General features: G+C 71.2%; 21 protein-coding genes. 8 read left to right on the top strand and 13 right to left on the bottom strand.

Translation table 11 applies throughout. The features are described from left to right. Nucleotides 1–52: 52 nt before the first annotated feature. Genes A9X05_RS31845 through A9X05_RS28345 form a run of 4 tightly spaced genes read left to right on the top strand, consistent with a single transcriptional unit; the run spans nt 53 to nt 2,461 of the window. Nucleotides 53–214 carry an Rv1535 family protein gene (locus A9X05_RS31845; RefSeq protein WP_231978485.1) on the top strand — a complete coding sequence of 54 codons (162 nt, stop codon included), beginning with the start codon at nt 53–55 and terminating at the stop codon, nt 212–214. Nucleotides 215–237: 23 nt separating this feature from the next. Beyond that, nucleotides 238–1,077: a dienelactone hydrolase family protein gene (locus A9X05_RS28355; RefSeq protein WP_067785640.1), complete on the top strand. Its 840-nt coding sequence runs from the start codon at nt 238–240 to the stop codon at nt 1,075–1,077. Nucleotides 1,078–1,102: 25 nt separating this feature from the next. Next, nucleotides 1,103–1,369 (top strand): polyketide cyclase, encoded by a 267-nt coding sequence (locus tag A9X05_RS28350; protein WP_067785637.1) that lies wholly within the window; start codon nt 1,103–1,105, stop codon nt 1,367–1,369. 48 nt (nt 1,370–1,417) lie between these two features. Further along, nucleotides 1,418–2,461, top strand: a complete 1,044-nt coding sequence (locus tag A9X05_RS28345) for an LLM class F420-dependent oxidoreductase (RefSeq protein ID WP_067754611.1) — start codon at nt 1,418–1,420, stop codon at nt 2,459–2,461. A 4-nt stretch (nt 2,462–2,465) separates the two neighbouring features. Here the strand turns inward: A9X05_RS28345 and A9X05_RS28340 are convergent, their stop codons facing one another. From A9X05_RS28340 to eccCa, 9 genes are all read right to left on the bottom strand, one after another. Next, nucleotides 2,466–3,773: a hypothetical protein gene (locus A9X05_RS28340; protein WP_067785635.1), complete on the bottom strand. Its 1,308-nt coding sequence runs from the start codon at nt 3,771–3,773 to the stop codon at nt 2,466–2,468. A gap of 2 nt (nt 3,774–3,775) precedes the next feature. Further along, complete coding sequence (locus tag A9X05_RS28335; RefSeq protein WP_067785632.1) at nt 3,776–4,105, bottom strand: type VII secretion target; 330 nt, start codon at nt 4,103–4,105, stop codon at nt 3,776–3,778. 43 nt (nt 4,106–4,148) lie between these two features. Then, on the bottom strand, nt 4,149–5,486 hold the full coding sequence (glmM, locus tag A9X05_RS28330) for a phosphoglucosamine mutase (protein WP_067785628.1): 1,338 nt from the start codon (nt 5,484–5,486) through the stop codon (nt 4,149–4,151). A 149-nt stretch (nt 5,487–5,635) separates the two neighbouring features. Beyond that, nucleotides 5,636–6,106 (bottom strand): 30S ribosomal protein S9, encoded by a 471-nt coding sequence (gene rpsI / locus A9X05_RS28325; RefSeq protein WP_082954810.1) that lies wholly within the window; start codon nt 6,104–6,106, stop codon nt 5,636–5,638. A gap of 17 nt (nt 6,107–6,123) precedes the next feature. Next, on the bottom strand, nt 6,124–6,567 hold the full coding sequence (gene rplM, locus A9X05_RS28320) for a 50S ribosomal protein L13 (protein ID WP_007172542.1): 444 nt from the start codon (nt 6,565–6,567) through the stop codon (nt 6,124–6,126). Nucleotides 6,568–6,787: 220 nt separating this feature from the next. Further along, nucleotides 6,788–7,084, bottom strand: coding sequence for a WXG100 family type VII secretion target (locus A9X05_RS28315; protein WP_067754454.1), 297 nt, complete (start codon nt 7,082–7,084; stop codon nt 6,788–6,790). 14 nt (nt 7,085–7,098) lie between these two features. Further along, entirely contained in the window at nt 7,099–7,416 is a 318-nt protein-coding gene (locus A9X05_RS28310) for a WXG100 family type VII secretion target (RefSeq protein WP_067785622.1), read from the bottom strand. Between the two features lie 51 nt (nt 7,417–7,467). Beyond that, nucleotides 7,468–8,691 carry a type VII secretion-associated protein gene (locus A9X05_RS28305; protein WP_067785619.1) on the bottom strand — a complete coding sequence of 408 codons (1,224 nt, stop codon included), beginning with the start codon at nt 8,689–8,691 and terminating at the stop codon, nt 7,468–7,470. Further along, the gene (eccCa, locus tag A9X05_RS28300; RefSeq protein ID WP_067785616.1) at nt 8,688–12,389 is read right to left on the bottom strand and encodes a type VII secretion protein EccCa; all 3,702 of its coding nucleotides are present in this window, start codon (nt 12,387–12,389) and stop codon (nt 8,688–8,690) included. The genes A9X05_RS28305 and eccCa overlap by 4 nt, the downstream gene beginning before the upstream one ends. 92 nt (nt 12,390–12,481) lie before the next feature. Between eccCa and eccD the strand changes: the two genes are divergently transcribed. Further along, complete coding sequence (gene eccD, locus A9X05_RS28295) at nt 12,482–13,906, top strand: type VII secretion integral membrane protein EccD (protein ID WP_067785649.1); 1,425 nt, start codon at nt 12,482–12,484, stop codon at nt 13,904–13,906. An 11-nt stretch (nt 13,907–13,917) separates the two neighbouring features. Beyond that, nucleotides 13,918–15,195: a type VII secretion-associated serine protease mycosin gene (mycP, locus tag A9X05_RS28290; RefSeq protein ID WP_156737061.1), complete on the top strand. Its 1,278-nt coding sequence runs from the start codon at nt 13,918–13,920 to the stop codon at nt 15,193–15,195. Here mycP and eccB read toward each other — a convergent pair. Further along, complete coding sequence (gene eccB, locus A9X05_RS28285; protein WP_067785610.1) at nt 15,163–16,530, bottom strand: type VII secretion protein EccB; 1,368 nt, start codon at nt 16,528–16,530, stop codon at nt 15,163–15,165. The genes mycP and eccB overlap by 33 nt on opposite strands. Before the next feature lie 120 nt (nt 16,531–16,650). Here eccB and A9X05_RS28280 point away from each other — a divergent pair, with 120 nt between their 5' ends. Both A9X05_RS28280 and A9X05_RS28275 read left to right on the top strand, forming a co-directional pair. Next, nucleotides 16,651–17,493, top strand: a complete 843-nt coding sequence (locus A9X05_RS28280) for a cutinase family protein (protein ID WP_067785607.1) — start codon at nt 16,651–16,653, stop codon at nt 17,491–17,493. A 57-nt stretch (nt 17,494–17,550) separates the two neighbouring features. Next, a complete protein-coding gene (locus A9X05_RS28275; RefSeq protein WP_067785646.1) occupies nt 17,551–18,171 on the top strand; it encodes a cutinase family protein in 621 nt (206 codons plus the stop codon). Here A9X05_RS28275 and truA read toward each other — a convergent pair. The 3 genes from truA to A9X05_RS28260 all read right to left on the bottom strand — a co-directional run bounded on the left by truA (nt 18,168) and on the right by A9X05_RS28260 (nt 20,822). Beyond that, a complete protein-coding gene (gene truA, locus A9X05_RS28270; protein WP_082971083.1) occupies nt 18,168–19,028 on the bottom strand; it encodes a tRNA pseudouridine(38-40) synthase TruA in 861 nt (286 codons plus the stop codon). The genes A9X05_RS28275 and truA overlap by 4 nt on opposite strands. Beyond that, nucleotides 19,015–19,662, bottom strand: coding sequence for a 50S ribosomal protein L17 (rplQ, locus tag A9X05_RS28265; protein WP_067785600.1), 648 nt, complete (start codon nt 19,660–19,662; stop codon nt 19,015–19,017). Before rplQ ends, truA begins: the two co-directional genes overlap by 14 nt. 116 nt (nt 19,663–19,778) lie before the next feature. After that, nucleotides 19,779–20,822 carry a DNA-directed RNA polymerase subunit alpha gene (locus A9X05_RS28260; protein WP_067785597.1) on the bottom strand — a complete coding sequence of 348 codons (1,044 nt, stop codon included), beginning with the start codon at nt 20,820–20,822 and terminating at the stop codon, nt 19,779–19,781. Nucleotides 20,823–20,870: the final 48 nt, after the last annotated feature.

Here is a 20,870-nt window from a genome sequence, read left to right as displayed (position 1 = left end):
CGCCGCCGCGGTGCTGGCCGTGCTGCGCCGGCTGGAGGGCCGATTCACGCTGGTGTTCAGCGACGCCCCCAAGCCCGCGCCCCGGCGGCGTCATCGCGAGCCGATCGCCAGTGGCGACCCGATGGTCGACACGGCCGCGAAGTTACTGAGCTTCCCGCTGCGCCACATGTATGCGGCGCTGTGGCGGGTGGGCGTCATCGAGGTCATGGCCTGACCGGGATGCGCTAACGTCGACGCGTGGCCCGCACCCGCAAGCTGTTCGCAGCGCTCAACCGCCGTGGTCCGCATCGGGTTTTGCGGGGTGACCTGGCGTTCGCCGGGCTCCCCGGGGTGGTCTACACCCCGGAGGCGGGGCTGGGTCTGCCCGGCGTCGCGTTCGGGCACGACTGGCTGACCAAGGCCGGCCGCTATGCGGGTCTGCTCGAACACCTGGCGTCCTGGGGCATCGTGGCCGGCGCTCCCGACACCGAGCGCGGCCTGGCCCCTTCCGTCCTGAACTTCGCCTTCGACCTCGGCACCGCGCTGGACATCGTCTCTGGGGTGCGGCTCGGGCCGGGCAAGATCAGCGTGAATCCGGCCAAGCTCGGCGTGGTCGGACACGGTTTCGGCGGCTCGGCGGCGGTGTTCGCCGCGGCCGGGATGCCGAACAAGCCGGCCGCCGCGGCGGCGTTGTTTCCCGCGGTCACCAGCCCCCCGGCCGAGGCACCGGCGGCGACGCTCAAGCTGCCGGGGTTGATCCTGACCGCGCCGGGCGATCCGAAGTCGCTGACGTCGAACGCGCTGTCGCTGTCCCGGGCGTGGGACGCGGCCACGCTGCGGGTCGTCAGCAAGGCCCAGCCCGGCGGCCTGGTGGAGGGCCGACGGCTGACGAAGGTGTTCGGCCTGGCCAGCCCGCACCGGCGCACGCAGCGGACGGTGCGCGCGCTGCTCACCGGCTACCTGCTCTACACGCTGGGCGGCGACAAGACCTACCGCGATTTCGCCGATCCCGACGTGGCGCTGCCCAAGACCGAACCGCTGGATCCCGAGGCCGCCCCCGTCGCGCTCGAGGAGAAGATCGTCGCGCTGTTGAAGTGACGCGGCAACGGGGTAATTGCTCACTGTGTCGACCGTGCGCGCCCTATACGAACGCTGGATCACCGAGCTCTGGGCGGGCCGGCCCGTCGACGAGACCCGAAACACGATGGCCGACTTGACCTTTGCCATCGAACTGGGACCCTTCGCCGCGGGCGACCTGGTGGCGGGCCGCTGGGTCGGCACGGGCCGCGGGCCCGACGGACCGGTGTCCTTCACCGGCAACGACATCCTGCGGCTGTCGGCAGACGGTCGACGGTTCGCGGAGTACTGGACGGGCACCTCGGCCGGCTGAACTCCGAGCGGCCGCGGCGCCGGGGTGCCGTCGTGGTATCTGTCGTTGATGCGAATCGGGATCGCCCTGGATTATTCGGGCGGCTTTCACCAGGCCGTGGACCGCGTGGTGGAGCTCGAGAAGGCCGGCATCGACATCGCCGTGGTGGCCGAGGCGTACGCCTTCGACGCCGTCAGCCAGCTCGGGTACCTGGCGGCCAAGACGAACACCGTCGAGTTGGCCTCGGGGGTGTTCCCCATCTACATCCGCACCCCCTCGCTGCTGGCGATGACGGCCGCGGGGCTGGATTTCGTGTCCGACGGGCGCTTCCGGCTGGGGATCGGCACGTCGGGGCCGCAGGTGATCGAGGGCTTTCACGGCGTCGAGTTCGACGCGCCGCTGGGCCGCACCCGCGAGATTGTGGAGATCTGCCGCAAGGTGTGGCGGCGGGAACGCCTGCAGCACAACGGCAAGCACTACCAGATCCCGCTGCCGCCCGACCGCGGGACGGGGCTGGGCAAATCGCTGCAGCTCATCAATCATCCCGTGCGCGAACGCATTCCGATCACGATCGCCGCGCTGGGCCCGAAGAACGTCGAGCTGACCGCCGAGATCGCCGAAGGCTGGCAGCCGGTCTTTTACCTGCCGGACAAGGCCGCGTCGGTGTGGGGGGACGCGCTGGCAGCCGGGGCCGCCAAGCGCGATCCCGCGCTGGGGCCGCTGGACGTCATGGTGCACGCGTCGGTGGCGATCGGCGAGGACGTGGACGAGCGGCTGGCGTGGGTCAAGCCGCAGCTGGGCCTCTACCTCGGCGGGATGGGCGCCAAGGGCCGCAATTTCTATCACGCCCTGGCGACGCGCTACGGGTTCGGCGAGGTCGCCGACCGCATCCAGGAGCTGTACCTGTCCGGTCGCAAAAAGGAGGCCATCGACGCGGTGCCGGACGAGCTGGTGCGCGGCATGTCGCTGGTCGGCCCGCGCGGTTACGTCGCCGAGCGCCTGGCCGCCTTCGCCGAGGCCGGTGTGACGACGCTGCTGCTCAGCCCGCTGGCCACCGACCGCGCCGAATCCGTGCGCTTCGTCGAGGACGTGCTGCAAATCCGCCCGGCCTGAGCCATCACTGCCCCGCCTGCGGCAGCTGGTCCGCGGCGACCTCGCAGGGCGTCTTCCCATCGGTCGCCGGCGGCACGGGCCCGCCCGCCGCGGGAGGGGCAACCGGTGGCGGTGGGTTGGCCGGCGCTTCGACGGGTGGCGCCGGCCCATCCGCCGGCTGCGGCGCCGCCCGCGGCTGAGCCGCCGCGTCGGGCTCGGATCCTCCGGTGTCCGCGGCGTTTTCGCTGTCCTCGGTCCTGATGGGCTCGTCGTCCGCGTCGTCGGGCTTGAAGGGGTCCTCGTCGAGGGCGTCGCCCTCGTCGAAGGGATCGCCAGCGCCCGCCTCGTCGCCGGCCGAGCCGATCAGCCCACCGACCGCGTCGACGATCCTGCCGGCCAACCCCAGCAGACCCGCACCACCACCACCGCCGAGCCCACCGCCCAGATCGCCCGCCGGCATGACGCCCGCGTCGCCGAGCGCGGATCCCCAATCAGGTTGCGGCGCGGCGGGAACCGGAGCCGGCGAGAGCGTGGCCGCCGTCGGCGCCGGATCCGGCGGCGGGCTCGGGATCGCGGCCGCGGGCACCACCGCGACGGGCGCGACGGCGGGCGGCGCCGCCCGCACCGGCTGGTAGCCGGGTCCCAGATCCCCGGGGGTCTCGAAGCGCACCATCGGCGCGGCGGCCATCCGTTCGGTGACCATGTCGTAGGCGGTGTCGATACCGTCGCGCGTCGACCGCATCGTCGTCAGCCAGTCGTCGCGAATCTCGTTGTCCACGTAGGGCATCACCTGCCCGCGCACCATCTCCTCGGCGGCGTGCCGGTCCCCCGCCCCGGCCGTGACCGTGGCGGCGGCGGCCAGCCACGCCGGCCGCTGCGACCGGGTGCCGTCGTCGACCGAGATGGCCGTCGCGACCTTCGAATCGACCAGGTACCACAGGTTGTCGCGCAGCGACTCGCACCGCTGGGCGGCCGCGCGCAGTTCGGTGGCGACCGCCCCGGCGGCGTCGCAGTGGCGTTCGACAAACCGCACCGCGGCGTCGCCGGCGGGCCCGACCCACGCCGCGGCCAACTCGGCCATCTGGGCGCGCTGCACCCGCAACGCCTCGGCGACCGTGTCGCCCGCCGCCCGCAGCTCCGCGCAGTCGCGGTCGAGGGCGCGCAGATCGAGGCCGTCTTCGGTGGCATACCAGTCGCGGATCTGCGCGGGATGCGCCGTCAGGTCGGGATGTTGGTAGCCAAGGGCATGGCAGGCCCGCACGTACAGCTCGGTGTGCTCGACAGCGGGCAGACCCTCGGCGAGGCGCCCGGCGACATCCAACCGCTCGGCCACGCTCAGGCGATCCGTTCCGCGGCGTACGCCTCGGCGTCGGCGTAGCGGTCGGCGCTGACGCGCAGGGCGCTGGCGATCTCACCGGACGCGCGCGACCACTGTGCCACTTCGGCGGTCAGCCGCTCCAACTCGACGCGCAGCGCGTCGCCGCGCGCGGCGTGCGCCCGGCCGGCGGCGGCCCCGCCGAAAGCCAGCCTGCCCAGCTGATCGCTGAGGGCGCGGTCGAGAAGGTCGGCGGCGGCGCGGAACTGGTCTGCCACGCGGTGCGTCGCCGCGACGTCGACCTCGGTGCGGGCCACGGTGACGGGTCGTGTTCCCCTGTCGAATCTCATGCCTAATCTGACGCCCGGGCACGCGCCCCGGTTCCGGGGAGATTCAGTGCGCGGAGCTGACCGCCTCGGCGACCCGGTTCGCCACGCGCTGGGCGACGTCGGCCTCGGGCGCTTCCACCATGACGCGGATGACGGGCTCGGTTCCGGAGGGGCGCAACAGGATCCGGCCGGTGTCGCCGAGTTCGGCCTCGGCGTCGCCGACGGCGGTGCGCACGGCGGGCGCGGCGGCGGCGGTGTCCTTGTCGGCCACCCGGACGTTGATCAGCACCTGCGGCAGCGTCTGCATCGGCGCGGCGAGCTCGGTCAGCGACGAGCCGGTCTGCACCATGCGCGTCATCAGCCGCAGCCCGGTGACGATGCCGTCCCCGGTGGAGCCCAGGGCGGGCATCACGATGTGCCCGGACTGCTCGCCGCCGAGGCTGTAGTCGCCGGCCCGCAGCTCCTCGAGGACGTAGCGGTCGCCGACCCCGGTGGTGCGCACGGTGATCCCGGCGGCGCGCATGGCCAGGTGCAGGCCGAGGTTGCTCATCACGGTGGCCACCAGCGTGTCGGAGGCCAGCTCGCCGGCCTCGCGCATGGCGAGCGCGAGCACGACCATGATCGCGTCGCCGTCGACGAGCTCGCCGTTGGCGTCGATGGCCAGGCAGCGGTCGGCGTCCCCGTCGTGGGCCAGCCCCAGGTCCGCGCGGTGGTCGATGACCGCGGCGCGCAGCGATTCCAGGTGGGTGGAGCCGCAGTTGTCGTTGATGTTCAGGCCGTTGGGGTCGGCGTTGATCGCGATGACCCGGGCCCCGGCCGCGCGGTAGGCGCGCGGCGCCACCGACGAGGCCGCGCCGTGCGCGCAGTCGACCACCACGGTCAGGCCGTCGAGCCGCAGCGTGCTGGCCTTGCTCAGGTGGCGCAGGTAGCGGTCGTCGGCGTCCTCGGCGTCGATGACGCGGCCGATCCCGGCGCCGACGGGGCGCATCCCGATTTCCGCGGTGACCAGCGCCTCGATCCGATCTTCGGTTTCGTCGTCGAGCTTGCGGCCGCCGGGGCCGAAGATCTTGATGCCGTTGTCGGGCATCGGGTTGTGCGACGCCGAGATCATCACGCCGAAGTCGGCGTCGTACGCGCCGGTCAGGTAGGCCACCGCGGGCGTGGGCAGGACCCCGACCCGCAGCGCGTCGACGCCCTGGCTGGTCAGCCCGGCGATCACCGCGGCTTCCAGCATCTCGCCGCTGGCCCGGGGGTCGCGCCCGATCACGGCGACGCGCCGCCCGGGTCCGCCCGCGCTGGCCAGGTGCCGCGCGGCCGCGGCGCCCAGCTCCAGCGCCAGCTCCGCGGTCAACTCGCGATTGGCGACCCCGCGGACACCGTCGGTGCCGAATAGTCGACCCATGCGGAAAAACCTCTCACAGTTGGCGGTCGTTCACCTAACGTGCCCGTTCTTTTCTGACCGAAACGGGGCGCGTTTGGGCGCAGACACGCCGATACAAGCGCGGAACGCCCCGGTTTGAGGCCCCGTTGCGGCCAGAAAGTGATGGTCGATCAGCGCTTGCTGTACTGAGGCGCCTTGCGGGCCTTCTTCAGCCCGTACTTCTTGCGCTCGGTGGCGCGCGGGTCACGGGTGAGGAAGCCGGCCTTCTTCAGGGCGGGCCGGTCCTCGGGTTGCGCCAGGATCAGCGCCCGGGCGATGCCCAGCCGAAGCGCCCCGGCCTGGCCTGACGGGCCGCCGCCGTGCAGCAGGGCGAAGATGTCGAAGTTCTCCACCCGGTCGACCGTGACCAGCGGGGCCTTGATCAGCTGCTGGTGCACCTTGTTGGGGAAGTAATCCTCCAGGCTGCGGCCGTTCAGGTCGAACTTGCCGGTGCCGGGCACCAGGCGCACCCGCACCACGGCCTCCTTGCGGCGGCCGACGGTCTGGATGGGCCGGTCGAAGACGAAGGACTCGGCGGCCGCGGGGGCGGGCGCCTCGGCCGGGACGTCCGGGGTTTCCGGGGTGGCCGTGGTGTCGTCCAGGGCCTCGGTCGTTTCGGTCACTGGGCCACCTGCTTGATCTCGTACGGAACCGGCTTCTGAGCGGCGTGCGGGTGCTCCGGACCGGCGTAGACGTGGAGTTTGCGCTGGATCTGACGGCTGAGCTTGTTCTTGGGCAGCATGCCGACGATCGCCTTCTCGACGACGCGGTCGGGGTGCTTTTCCATCAGCTCGCCGGTGGTGCGCGAGTGCAGGCCGCCGGGATACCCCGAGTGGCGGTAAGCCAGCTTGCTCTGCAGTTTGTCGCCGGAGAGGGCGACCTTGTCGGCGTTGATGACGATGACGAAGTCACCGCCGTCGACGTTGGGGGCGAACGTCGGCTTGTGCTTGCCGCGCAGCAGGGTGGCTGCCGCGACGGCAAGGCGGCCAAGCACCACGTCCGTGGCGTCGATGACGTACCACGACCGCGTGGTGTCACCCGCCTTTGGCGCGTAGGTGGGCACAGCGCTTACCTTTTCTTTCTCGAGGTGGATCCCGGGTCGAGCCGGGTGCCGGTCAGGCGTTTGCGGTGAGGTGTTTCTCGGCGACCGACGTTGACCCGAGACCCCGGCGTACCGCACGCCAACCGAGCAGCTTACCGATGAGCGTCCCCGCAGGTCAAAACGACTGCGTGGTCCCAGCGGCTCTCCTCCGCCGGGACCACACAGACGACTGTGGGCGCGGCTAGCGTCCCCAGGCGCTCGCCGCCCGCCGGTCGGCGTTCGCCACCTCGTCCGCGCCGTCGCGCACCGCGTTGCCGAGATCGACCAGAATCTCGTTGAGTGCGCTCGCCGCCTGGTGCCACTTCTGCTGCTCAACCTGGTAGGCGGCGGCGGCCTCGCGCGTCCAGAGCTGCTGCAGCGGGGCGATCTGCGCCCGGAGTTCATCCAGCGCGGCGTTCAGGCGGGCCGATGTGGTGTGGATTTCCTGCCGCACCGAATACTCGATCTCGCCGAAGTTGTAGGACAACGCTGATTCCACTGATCATCCGCCTATCACAGGTTTCCGCCGGCGGCGGCGATGTCGGCCGCGTGGTCACGAGCGGCCTCCTGCAGGGTGGCCGCGTTCTGCCGAATGGTCTCGCCGATCGCGTGCAGGACGTGATAGAGCCGCAACGACTCGGCATTCCAGCGATCCACCACATCCCTGAACCGCGCGGCCGCCGCCCCGCCCCACACCGACGCGGGCACCGCACCCATGCGGCCGATGAACGCCTGCAGCATGGCCCGGATCTCCTCATTGCGGGCGTCCGTGCTGCCCGCGACCGACCGCATCAAGTCGAAGTCGGTGCTCAGTGTGTTGGGTGCACTCATACCAAGTTCGACCCGGACAACGCTCATTTGGTTCCACCGAATTTTCGGGGTTCATCCGACCGCGTGGGCCGACCGCACGGCCTGCTCGCAGGCGCCGCGTACGGCCTCTTCGCCGCCGGGCCGGCTCTGGCATCCGAGGCTGATCCGCACCGGGCCGTCCAGCAGCACCGTCCACCGCACGTGATGGGCGGCGCGCACTTCGCGATAGGTCACCGCTGGCCTGCCTGCGCTGATGCCGGAGGGGTTGAAGTCGACGAACACCCCCGCGGGCTCGGCGTCGATCGCCTGCTGCAACCGCTCGGCGGTGCCACTCAGCGTCTCGCCCACCACCGGTGACTGCGTGACGTGCAACGCCACTTCGGGGTCGGACGGGGAGGTGACCTGGATTCGCGCCGACCCGGGCCCGGCGACCACCCGTTGGGTGGGCCAATCCGCCGGCACCGCCACCGCCACCCGGCCTTCCACCAGAAACGTGGTCGGCACGGCCTGGACCGTCGGCGCGGTCACCGTACGAGGCCGGTCGGCGCTGATCCCGGCCGGGGCCGCGGCGGCCAGCACGATGCCGGCCGCGCCGATGCCGGCGAGCGTCCGCGCACGGGGTCGGCCACGATCGTCGCCCGGCTTGGCTGGCCGATCGAGATCGGACACCGCCAGCCGGGCGAGCCGGGCCAGCCGGGCGGCACCGATTCGCACCACCGTCCGCCCGTTGCCGCCCGCCACGGCGGCGATCGCCGCAGCCAGCGTCGACGACCCGGCGATGGTGCTCGGCTCGTCGATCAGCAGGACGCCCGCGGGGCGGCCCGCTACCGCGGCGATCACCTCGTCGGCGACGGCGCACGGTTGCGCCCCGCGCCGGATGGCGACGGCGGCGTCACCCACCACCACCATCCGCTCGGCGATCTCCACCACGGTCGCCGCGTCCGCATCGGGGCCGCCGGCCCGCTTCAGCAACCACGACCGGGGCCGCGCCAGCACGTCGTCGGACACGCTGGCGGCCGCGCGGCTCACGACCCCGACGCGCGAGGACGACCACCAGGACGGGTGTAGCACGACCATGCCCTTGCCGCCCGTACAGGCGACGGAGCGCAGCGCGTCCGCCCACAGCGACGCAACGGCTATCGGTCGCCCGCCCACCAACGCGACCCGATCGTCGATCGCACTCAGCGCGGCCGCGATGATCTCGGAGGTCTGCTCGTCGGCGACGGCGCTTGTCCGGCAACATAATCGGCGGATCGCGCCGGGACCCACTTCGATGATGGCGCGGTGTGTGTTCACGGAGCGCTCCAGGCCACCTGGACGAGTTGTTCGTCGCCCGGGCGGGTGAGCAGGACGCCGCGGCCGGGCGGCAACGGCGCGGGCCGACCCGAGCCGAAGGGCGCACCGTCGGCGGCGAATCCGTTCATCATCAGGGTCATGCAGCCGAGGTCACGCACGCCCGCCAGCAGGGGCTCGAAAAATGCGCGCTCGGCGCCGCCGCTTCGGCGCGCGATGGCCATGTGCAAGCCCAGATCCGTTGCAAAGGGCAGGTATTCGGTGAGCGGAGCCAGCGGGTTGGCGGACGGGGCGGCGACCAGGTCGTAATCGTCGACGACGACGTAGATCTCAGGCCCGCACCACCAGGACCCCGCTCGCAGCTGCGCCTGGCTCGCGTCGGCCGGGGGCATTCGCCGCTCCAGCAGGTCGAGCAGATCCGGCAGCGTGCCGGCCAGCGAGCCCGGCGACACGGCATACCCGCCGAGGTGCTCCGACTCGACCACGCCGAGCAGGGAGCGCCGAAAGTCGACGATGACGAGGCGCGCTTGCGCCGGCGTCTTCGTTCGGACGATCTCGCGGCATAGCGTTCGCAGGGTCGACGTCTTGCCGCATCCCTTGTCGCCGAGCACGAGAAGATGGGCCCACCGGTCGAACTCGCACGGCACGGGGTGCAGTCGGCGCTCCTCGAGGCCGAGCAGGATACGTTGGCCGAGGCCGGGACCCGCCGCCTCCACGACCGTGTGACGCTCGATCAGCGCGGGCAGCAACGGTATCGGCGGCGCGACCGATTCAGCGCTGCCGATCTCGGCCGTCGGCAGGGCGATCATCATGTGCGAGCCGTCGCCGGAAAGACCGCGACCCGGTTTGCCACGCGGAACGTGTTGGGCCGCTTTCCGGTCCAGCTCGGAATCGGCGGGATCACCCAGCCTCAGCTCGATGCGTGTGCCGATCTGGTCGCGTAGCGCCGGCCTGATCTCGGCCCACCGCGATGCGGACAACACCACGTGTACGCCGAAGGAAAGCCCCTGGGAGGCAACTGCGGTCACCGAAGGCTCCAGCGCACCGAATTCCTGGCACAGGCTCGCCCAGCCGTCGACGACGAGGAAGACATCCCCGAACGGATCGGCGTCCGGCGCCGCGCCCTGCGCGCGCACCCGGCGGTACTCGGTGATCGATCCGACACCACGGTCGCCGAAAAAGGTCTCGCGTGAACGAATGACCGACTCGCATTCGGCGACGATCCGGGCGACGAGGCGCGGTTCGGCCCTCCCGGCGACCGCACCGACATGGGGAATTGTCCGTGTCGACGTCAGCGCCCCGCCGCCGAAGTCGAGGCAGTAGATCTGCACCTGCCGCGGGGAGTGGGTGGCCGCAAGCGCGGTGATCACCGTGCGGATCGCCGTCGACTTGCCCGACTGTGGCGCCCCGACGACCGCGACATTGCCTGCGGCGCCGCGCAAGTCGGCCAGCAACGGCGTCCGCCGCTGTTCGAAGGGCCGGTCGACGACGCCGAGCGGAATCGTCAGGACGCCTCGTTCGGGCGCACCGGCATCGAGCAGGGTTTGCAGAGCGGGCGCCGGGCCCAGCGGTGGCAGCCAGACCTGGTGCGCGGCCGGGCCATGCCCGCACAGCCGGTCCAGGACGGCGTGCAGCGTCGTCCGCGGCGACGACGCACCGGCGTCGACCCTTCGGGTGATGGCGCCGACGCTTCGGGTTCCGAACGTGCGCACGGACGGATTCGCCACGGATGCCGTGGTCGGCACGCCGGACGCCGCCGAGCCCGAAACGTAAGCGGCGCAGAAGCGGATGAGCTCTCCCCCGCTCGTACGCAGGTAGCCCAAGCCGGGTTTGTTGGGCAATTCGTACGCGTCCGAGGTCCCCAGCACGGCACGTGATTCGGCGGCCGACAGGGTCTTCAAGCAGATCCGATAGGACAGGTGGGCGTCGAGCCCGCGCAGTCGGCCCTCGTCGAGCCGTTGGCTCGCCAGTAGCAGGTGCATGCCCAACGATCGGCCGAGCCGCCCGATCGCCACGAACATGTCGGTGAAATCCGGATGCTGAGTGAGCAACTCGGAGAACTCGTCGACGATGATGAACAGGCTGGGCAGGGCGGCCGACCTGGCGCCCGCCCGGCGGGCTTGCTCGTACGCCGCTGCGCTGATATGGCCGGACGCCCGCAGCAGCCGTTGCCGGCGATTCATCTCACCGGCCAGGGCGTCGCGCATCCTGGCGACCAACGGCGCCTCGTCGGCGAGGTTCGTGATGACCGCGGCCACGTGTGGGGCCCGCGCATAGTCGAGAAATGTTGCGCCGCCTTTGAAGTCGATGAGCAGCAGATTGAGCACTTCGGGAGAGTTGCGCACCATCATGCCCAGTGCGATCGTGCGCAACAGCTCCGACTTGCCGGAGCCGGTGGCCCCGACGCACAGCCCGTGTGGGCCCACGCCGGCGTCCGCGGCCTCCTTGATGTCCAGCTCCACCCGTGCGCCGCCGGCTCGGCTTCCGATCGGGGTGCGGAGCCGATCGCGGTGATCTCGGGCGTGCCACACCGTGATCGGGTCGAAACCGTCCATATCGTCGATTCCCGCCAGGACCGGCCACCCCGCCCCGTCGCCGCCGCGGCGGCCCGTGCCCACCCGGTGTATCGCCAGCCGGCGGGCGCATACCAGCGCCTCCAGGGGGCCCAACCGGTCGGGGCGCGCCGGGCTCTGGGTTTCGCCGGCACCGGTGATCGTCACCGGCGCGTCATCGCGGCCCCGGCCGAGTTGAAGGACGGTCGCGCCCGCGAGCCCTTCGACGTCGCGGTCCAAGTCAGCGACCACCACCGTGTGCGCCGGACGCACGCAGGTCAGCGCGGCCCGCGCCTCGTCCATGTCGCGGTACACCATCCGCGCCGGCCCCGCCCCGTCGGCCGCCGTCGGATGCTGGTTGTGCGGAAGCCATTTCAGCCATTCCCATTGCCAACGGTCTCGGTCGCCGATCACGCCGACGATCAGCAACTGATCCGGAGGGTGCAAGACGGCGAGTTGGCAGATGATCGCGCGCAACGTTCCGCGGGCGCCGGTCGGGTCGCCGTCGATGGTGACGCACGGACTTTCGCGCAGGGGGACGGCGATCGGCCCGACGATCGTCGCATGCGTACGCAGGAAGCGATCCAATGCGGTGGCGGTGACGGGGTCGGTGACGTCCGCGGGCTGGGGCGCGACCAACCTAGTGGCGAGCGGCCGGGGCCCGGCACCGACGCGGACAAGGCAGAAGTCGGGGTCGGTCGCCCGCCGCTCCCACATCCGCCGACCCCCGATCAGTGTCCACAACGTGTCCGGGTCGGGGTGGTCCCACGTCAGTGAGTAACCCTGTGCGGCAGCCGTTTCGAGGACGGTATTGCGCAGCCGGCTGAGGTATGCGAGGTAGCCGAGACGATCGGCGTCGACCCCGCCGCCCCGGCGGCGGCCGCGTCCGGAAAGTGCTGTCACCAGCGTCGAGGCCAGCAGCATGACGGGGAAGGTCACGAACATGGGTGTGCGGGCGCCGCCCGACCCCGACGCGAACGCCGTAGCCATGACGCCCATTCCGGCGACCGCCAACACGGCGGGCAGCAACCGGGACAGCAGGCCAGGCGCCGCCGGTGACGGCGGTTCAGGCGGTGCATCGACGACGAGGTCGGCGGTCGGACCCCCCGGCGGCCGCCGGCGCCCTTCGGGCACGAAGTCCTGGGCCATCTCGTCCCTCCCGTTCGACGACCGTAGGCAGCACCCCATTCGACGACAAGTCACCTGTGGACAGCGGCACACCCGGCTGCCGGATGGTCGCTATGTTCTCAGCATTACGACTGAAGGGGTCACGTTTGCCTGCAACCGATTTGGGGCTGTGCCGGGTGTCAATCCATGCCGGCTCCGCCGTCGCGGACCTGGCCCTCCCGGCCGAGGTCCCCGTCGGCGTCCTGACGCCGTCGATCGTCGACATCCTGGAGGCCCGGGACGGCGACGACGGTCTGACCGCGAAGCGCTACCACCTTTCACCCCCCGGCTCGTCCGCTCTGGACCCGTCGAAAACGCTGGCGCAGAACGGCATCGGAGACGGCGCGGTTCTGTTGCTGAGCCAGGGTTCTCCACCACCGCCGCCCTTCCTGCACCACGATCCGGCGGAGGCCGTGTCCGAGGCGCTGGCGGGTTCCGGCGCTTCGACGAATACCGGGCACCGGTTCGCGGTACGGCTCGCCGGCGCGGTGGCGGCGAACGCCCTGACCGTCGTCGGCATGTTCGCCCTGACCCGAAACACGCTCAGCGGCGGCGCCGACCGTGATCGCCATGCGACGGTGGGCGTGTTGGTGATCTTGGCCGCGATCGCCCTCGTGTCGGCCGCCTTGACGCACCGGTTCCGCCGCGATGCGGTCGCCGGGCTGGCGCTCAACGCGATGGCAACGACATTCGCGGCGGTTGGCGGCTTTTTGGCGGTGCCCGGCGGGCCGGGGGTATGCAACGTGTTGCTGGCCGCGACGGCGGCGGCGGCCACCTGCGTGCTGGCGATCCGGGCCTCGCGTTGCGCCGTCGTCGTGCTGACCGCCGTGTCGTGCGCCGCGACGATCGTCGCGATCGCCGCTTTGGTGGGGGCGATCACCGGCGCACCGCCGTACGCGGTCGGCGCGGCATCGGCGCTGACATCGCTTGGCCTGCTTGGAGTAGCGGCGCGGCTGTCGATCGTGCTGGCGGGGCTATCGCCCCGGGTGCGGCCGATGGCTGGATCCGACGAGACCGAAACAATCGGGACGCACCTGGTGGCGCGCGCACTCCGCGCCGACGCCTGGGCGTCGAGCCTGCTTGCCGCGTTCGCGTCGTCGGCGGCCGTCGGCGCCGTCGTCACAGTCCTGGCCGGCGCACCGCGCTTGTCTTGCATCGCGTTTGGCAGCATCACCGGCGCGTTGCTACTGCTGCGTGCGCGTACTAGTGATAACGCCAGAATGCTGACGCTGGTGATCGCCGGAATCGCCGTCGTAGGAACGACGTTCGGTGTAGCCGTCTCGAGTGCGCCGGGGCGCGGGCCTGGGGTGGCCGCGGCGACGGCAACGCTGGCAGCCGGGGCCGTCTATTTCGGCTTCGTCGCGCCCGCTATCTCGACTCCACGCGTGTTGCGCCGAGCCGCCGACGCCCTGGAGTGGCTCGCGCTGGTTGCCACCGCCCCGCTGACCTGCTGGATCTGCGGACTGTACGGGGCCGTCCGGGGATTGCATTTCCGGTGAGGGCGTCTCCCATCGCGTGCCTCCCGTTGGTCTGGGCGCTGGTGTCGCCGCTTGCAGCACCGACCGCGCAGGCGGTTTCGCCGCCGCAGATCGACGACAAATGGTTACCGAAGCCGGCGCGACCCGCGGCCGCGTTTCCGACGGTGCAACGCGAGGTGTGCGCGGCCGTGACGACGGGACCGGCACCCAACCGGCCGCCCGACATCCTCGACCTGTCGCGGGTCTGGCCGCTGACCCGCGGCGCCGGGCAACGGGTCGCGGTCATCGACACCGGCGTTTCGCCGCAGCGAGCGCTGCCGAACGTGGTGCCGGGCGGTGACTACGTCTCCAACGGCGACGGCACCCAGGATTGCGACGCGCACGGCACCCTGGTCGCCGGAATCGTTGCAGCGGAACGGGATTCGAGCGTGTCCGGATTCAGCGGCGTTGCGCCCGAAGCCACCCTGATCAGCATTCGCCAGTCCAGCGCGAAGTTCTCCCCCGCCAGCGATCGGTCCCGCACCGGCGTCGGCGACGTCGAGACCATGGCCAAGGCCGTCCGCACCGCCGCGGATCTGGGTGCCTCGGTGATCAACATCTCCTCGGTCGCCTGCGTTCCGGCTGCCGCGACGCTCGATGACCGCGCGCTCGGCGCCGCGCTGGCCTACGCAGTGGACATCAAGAACGTGGTCGTCGTCGCCGCGGCCGGCAACACGGGCAGCGCCGCGCAGTGCCCTCCGCAGCGCTTGGACGCCACTTGGGAAACCGTCACGGTCGCGGTCAGTCCGGCGTGGTACGACGACTACGTGCTCACCGTCGGTTCGGTGAACGACGAGGGGGCGCCGTCGGCATTCACCCTCGCCGGGCCCTGGGTCGACGTCGCCGCCCCCGGCGAGGCGGTCACGCCGCTGGGCTCGGCGCCGGTGTCCGGCACCAGTTATTCCGCGCCGGTCGTCAGTGGGCTGGCCGCCCTGATCCGGGCCCGGTTTCCGGTGCTGACCGCCCGGCAGGTGATGCAGCGCATCGAGTCGACGGCGCATCACCCGCCGGCCGGGTGGGATCCGCTCGTCGGTCACGGCACGATCGACGCCCTGGCGGCGGTGAGCACCGATGTCGTTGCGCCGGAGTCCACGCCGACGCCGGACCCGGCGCCTATGGCCGCGCCCCCGGCGGCCGCGCCGCCGAACGCGCGCGCCCGGCACACCGCACTGCGCGGCGTCGTCGCCTGCCTCGCGGGATTGGGCATCGCGCTGGCCGTCGGTGTGGCGAGGGGCCGACTAAGGGGCCGGGACGAAGTCGCGGGCGGTTGACGCCTGTTGTCTGCTGAGCTCGGGGCCGGCGGGAAGGGTCTGCAGGATCGGCCACGGCGCCGGGATCGCCGCCGGCAGCCCAAGGTCCCGCGCGGCGTCGTCGTCGTGGATCGGGAACCGCGCTCCGGTGTCGGTGACCAGGTACCGCGTGCCGACTCGCACGTAGGCGCTCCGGCCTGGCGGCACGTACACGGCGTCCAGCGCGGGGCCGGGCCCGTCGGCCCGTGACAAGGTCACCGGCGCCTGACCGGGCGGCAACGGCAGTCGGTTGCCGGTGAGAAGCGCGGCACCGGCCTGGCCGGATGGCGCCGCCTGCCATGAGACGCACAACGTGCCGTTGCCGTCCGGCAGTGTCGGCGCCCGGTCGGGGAAGCTACCCACCGGCAGCGCGTCGACGATCGGAGCGGCGCGGATCGCGTCGGGTGCGACCGTCACGGCGTTGCTGGTGCGCTGCGGGTTGCTGAAGCGCAGGAGATCGGCAGCCAGTTGTCCGATGCGCTGAATCCCGGCGGCGAGCACTGCGTAATACTCGTCACCGCCGGCCCGCGTGATGCGCACCACGGTGCCGATCGTGAACCCCGGCAATCCCGCCGCCTTCTCGCCCGCGCCCCGGATCCGGGGCGCGCTGATCGGTGGCGCCTCGGGGATGGCGCCCAGCAACGCCGGCGAAACGGGTCGCGGCGCGCGGCGCTCAAGCCGGAAAGCGCGCGTCACCGCGGAGTCGGCGAGGTCCAGCACGGCCCGCTGCCCGTTATAGAGCAGGTAGGCGGGCGAACCCGGGCCGGACGCGACCAGGACGGCCTCGCCGGCGCTCAAGCGGCGGGCCGCCGCGTCGTCCGTGCGGCCCACGAGGACGGTCGTGGTGCCGGCGTGGTCCGTATCGCAGATCGCCCAGGCCGACTCGTCCGCCTTCAACGGCTCCCCGATCAGCTGCGGCGCGCCCGGGATACCCAGCGGCGGTCCGCGTTTGGCGCGGGCCAGGTCCGCTTCCGGCACAGGCTGGGGTTTGGCCGCCGTCGCCGCGATCAACCGCGCCGACGCTAGGTTCAGCACCGGATGCCAGGTGTCGCCCACCCGCACGTAGAGAGCCCCGGACTCTTGTCCCATCACCAGTTGCGCGCCGTCCAGCGCCACCCGGGGCCGCAGCAAAGCAAGGGCCGCGGCCGCCGCGACGGCGATCGCGGCCAGGATGCACCCGATCGTCAGCGCCGGCGTTCGCGCCCGCGTGCGATCGCTGAGGGTGTGGACATCCCCGCCCAGCAACGCGCATTCGAGGCGACGCAGCAGGAATAGGTAGCCGCTGACCTGCAGCCCGGTGGTCGGCTGACGCGGCACTGGTCCCCCTACCCTGCGCAGTTGTTGCACACACGCTAAAGCGGGCATAGGTCGGGCCGCTTAATTGATCCACAGGCCAGCGAACTTTCGAACCGTGCTTAGGGTAGGTAAAGTTACGGCGTGTTTTCTCACCGGATAGGTCGCTGCGTGGGTCTGGGGGCCTCCGCGCTGGTCACCGCGTCTGGCCTGCTGCTGTCCCCCGCCGCGGCGCCGACAGCCTCCGCTTTCGACTGCCCGGACGTCGAGGTCATCTTCGCCCGCGGCACCAACGAGCCCCCGGGCCTGGGCCGGGTCGGCGACGCCCTGGTGGACTCGCTGCGCCAGCAGACCGGGCTGAACATCCTGCCGTACGGGGTGAACTACGCGGCCAGCAAGCTGCAGCTGCACGGCGGTGACGGCGCCAACGACACCATCGACCGCGTCAAGAAGAGCGTGGAGACCTGCCCCAACACCAAGATCGTGCTGGGCGGCTACTCCCAAGGCGCGTCGGTGATGGACATCGTGGCCGGCGTCCCGATCGGCGGCATCAGCTGGGGCAACAAGCTGCCCGAGCAGTACGCCAACAACATCGCGGCCGTCGTCACGTTCGGTGACGTGGCCGACCGCGCCGGCGGCACGCTGCCGACTCAGAGCGCGCTGCTGGGGTCGAAGGCCGCCGACTACTGCAACCCCAACGACCCGATCTGCCACGCCGGTCCCGGTAACGAGTGGAGCGGGCACACAGAGGGCTACGTCCCCGTGTACACCACCCAGGCCGCGGCGTTCGTCGCCCAGAAGCTGGCCGGCTCGAGCCCGTCCAGCCCCGCGTTCGGTCCGCCGTTGGGCCCCGTTCCCGGTGGAACGCCGTCGCCGGTCAACGGGCAGACCCCGCCCGGCTCGCCGCCCTCGATCCACGGCGACACCGGTCCCGCGCCCACGCCGGCGACGCCGACCACGGTGACTCCGCAAGCACCTCTCGTCTGAATCGTTACCGGCCCGCGACCAACGCGCCCCTAACATCGTGGGGTGCGGCTCATTCCACTGACACTGGGCGCCGGGCTGCTCGCGGGCGCCGCGATAGTGGTTGCTCCCCAACTGCTTCCGCAGGCCTTCGCCTCGTGCCCCGGCGTTGAGGTGGTGTTTGCCCGCGGCACCGACGAGCCGCCCGGCGTCGGCAAGGTCGGCGCCGCCTTCGTCAACGCGCTGCGCCAGCAGACTTCCAAAAGCGTTGGCTCCTATGGGGTGAACTACCCGGCCAACAAGGACTTCCTCGCCGCGGCCGACGGCGCCAACGACGCCAGCAATCACATCCAGCAGATGGCCGGTAACTGCCCCAACACCAAGCTGGTGCTCGGCGGATACTCGCAAGGCGCGGCCGTCATCGACATCGTCACGGCCGCACCGCTACCCGGCCTCGGCTTCCGTCAGCCGCTGCCGGCCGCGGCCGCCGACCATGTGGCCGCCGTCGCCCTGTTCGGCAACCCGTCCGCCCGGGCGGGTCAGCTGATGAGCGCCCTCACCCCGGAATTCGACGGCAAGACCATCGACCTGTGCAACCCGGGCGACCCGATCTGCTCGCCCGGAACCCGCTGGGCGTCCCATCTGAGCTATGTGCCCGGATTGACCAACCAGGCCGCGAATTTCGTCGCGAAGAAGGTTTAGCGCGTGCGCAGGTCCCGGGTGATCAGGTTGCGCGCTTCGAGCTGATCGTCGGGCGGATAGTCGACGCTCACCAGCGTCAGACCGTGCGGCGGCGCGGCCGCGAAGTCACTGGATCGGCTTGTGGCGCTGAGCAATTCGCGGCACCAGGACACCGGCCGCCGGTGCTCGCCCACGGCCAGCAGCGCCCCGACCAGCGAGCGCACCATCGACCAGCAGAACGCGTCGGCGGTCACCTGCGCGGTGATCAGGTCGCCGTCGCGTGACCACTGAAGGCGCTGCAGGTCGCGAATGGTGGTGGCGTTGGGCCGGTGCCGGCAGAACCCGGCGAAGTCGTGCAGGCCCACCAGCTCTCGGGAGGCGGCGGCCATCGCGTCGACGTCCAGCGGCCGCGGCCAGGCGGTGACGTAGCGGGCCAGCTGCGGCTGCACCCCGTAGGGCGCGGTCGACAGCTGATACGCATAATGGCGCCGCAGCGCCGAGAACCGGGCGTCGAAACCCGCGGGGGCGCGCCTGATGTCGAGCACCCGCACGTCCGTGGGCAAGAACCGGCCGAGCCGGCGCACCAGCGGCCGGAACTCCGGCTCGCCGACGTGCGGCGAGCGCGGGTAGGCGTTGGGCAGCGCGTCCAGCGGCACGTCGAGGTGGGCCACCTGCCCGGTGGCGTGCACGCCGGTGTCGGTGCGGCCGGCGGCGCGCAGCCGTACCGGGGTGCGGAACAGGGTGGTCAGCGCCTCGTCGAGCACTCCCGCCACGGTGCGCTGGCCGGCCTGAGCCGCCCAGCCCGCGAATTCCGTTCCGTCATAGGCGATGTCGAACCGCAGACGGACCTGAGAATCCGAGTCGTTAACTCTCGTCAGCCTCGTCGGCCTCTTCGGCCTTCTCGGCCTCGGCCCGCGCCTCGATGGCCTCGTCGTGCTTTTCCTCGGCCTTGGCCTGGGCCTCCGTGGATTCCCCGGTTTCCGAAGACTCCGAAGCTCCCGAAGTCTCGGCCGGCTCGGTCACCTCTTCGGCCGTCGGCCCGACGGCCTCCTCAGGCTCGACCGCCGCCTGAGGCGCCGCCGCTGCCGCCACGGGCGCATCAGCCTTCTTGGGCGTCTTCGCACGGCGCGCCCGCTCGGCCTCCGACGTCACCGTCTTCTCCAGCACCAGCTGGATCACCGCCATCGGGGCGTTGTCGCCCTTGCGCGGCTCGACCTTGATGATGCGGGTGTAGCCGCCGTTGCGGTCGGCGAAGAACGGCCCGATCTCGTCGAACAGCTTGTGCACCACGTCCTTATCGCGGATCTTCTTCATCACCTCGCGACGGTTGTGCAGCGTGCCCTTCTTCGCGTGCGTGATCAGCTTCTCCGCGTACGGACGCAGCGCGCGCGCCTTCGGCTCGGTCGTCTTGATCTGGTTGTGCTCGAACAGCGACGTGGCCAGGTTGGCCAGCAGCGCCTTCTGGTGCGAAGACGACCCGCCGAGGCGAGGACCCTTGGTGGGCTTGGGCATTGCACTATCTCCTAAGTGGGGCCGGCCCCCGTATCAGGTAGGGCCGGGACGGACTTCTCTAGTTGTGTCCGGTTCCTCGGCGGCCGCTGCACGGCCGCATCGTCACCGGACGGCCATTACAGCTGTTCGGTTTCCGCGTAGTCCTGGTCGTCGTAGGCGCCCTCGGTGGACCAGGTGCCCGTGGCCACGTCGTAGCCGGCGACCTGCGACGGGTCGAAGCTCGGCGGGCTGTCCTTGAGCGACAGGCCCAGCTGGTGCAGCTTGACCTTCACCTCGTCGATGGACTTCTGGCCGAAGTTCCGGATGTCGAGCAGGTCGGACTCGGTGCGGCTGACCAGCTCGCCGACGGTGTGCACGCCCTCGCGCTTGAGGCAGTTGTAGGACCGCACGGTGAGGTCCAGGTCGTCGATCGGCAGCGCGAACGACGCGATGTGGTCGGCCTCGGCGGGCGACGGCCCGATCTCGATGCCCTCGGCCTCGACGTTGAGTTCGCGTGCCAGGCCGAACAATTCGACCAGGGTCTTACCGGCCGACGCCAGCGCGTCGCGCGGTGTGATCGAGCTCTTGGTCTCGACGTCCAGGATCAGCTTGTCGAAGTCGGTGCGCTGCTCGACACGGGTCGCGTCGACCTTGTAGGTCACCTTGAGCACCGGCGAGTAGATGGAATCGACCGGGATGCGGCCGATTTCGGCCCCGGAGGCCCGGTTCTGCACCGCCGGGACGTAGCCACGGCCACGCTCGACGACGAGCTCGACCTCGAGCTTGCCCTTGTCGTTCAGGGTCGCGATGTGCATGTCGGGGTTGTGCACCGTGACGCCGGCGGGCGGCACGATGTCGCCCGCGGTGACCGCGCCCGGGCCCTGCTTGCGCAGGTACATGGTGACCGGCTCGTCCTCCTCCGAGGACACCACCAGGCCCTTGAGGTTCAGGATGATCGCGGTGACGTCTTCCTTCACCCCGGCGACGGTGGTGAACTCGTGCAGCACGCCGTCGATGCGGATGCTGGTGACGGCCGCGCCGGGAATCGAGGACAGCAGCGTGCGCCGCAGCGAATTGCCCAGGGTGTAACCGAATCCGGGCTCCAGGGGCTCGATCACGAACTGCGAGCGGCTGTCGGTGAGGACTTCTTCCGACAGGGTGGGTCGCTGAGAGATCAGCATGGTGTTTCTTCTTCTCCTTCTCGGCACCCGCTATTTGATGCCGTTAGG

This window comes from Mycobacterium sp. E3298, from assembly GCF_001666895.1.
In the GTDB taxonomy this organism is placed as follows: domain Bacteria; phylum Actinomycetota; class Actinomycetes; order Mycobacteriales; family Mycobacteriaceae; genus Mycobacterium.
The sequence above is the reverse complement of the archived record's forward strand: the minus strand, read 5'-3'. Positions and strand labels throughout refer to the sequence as shown.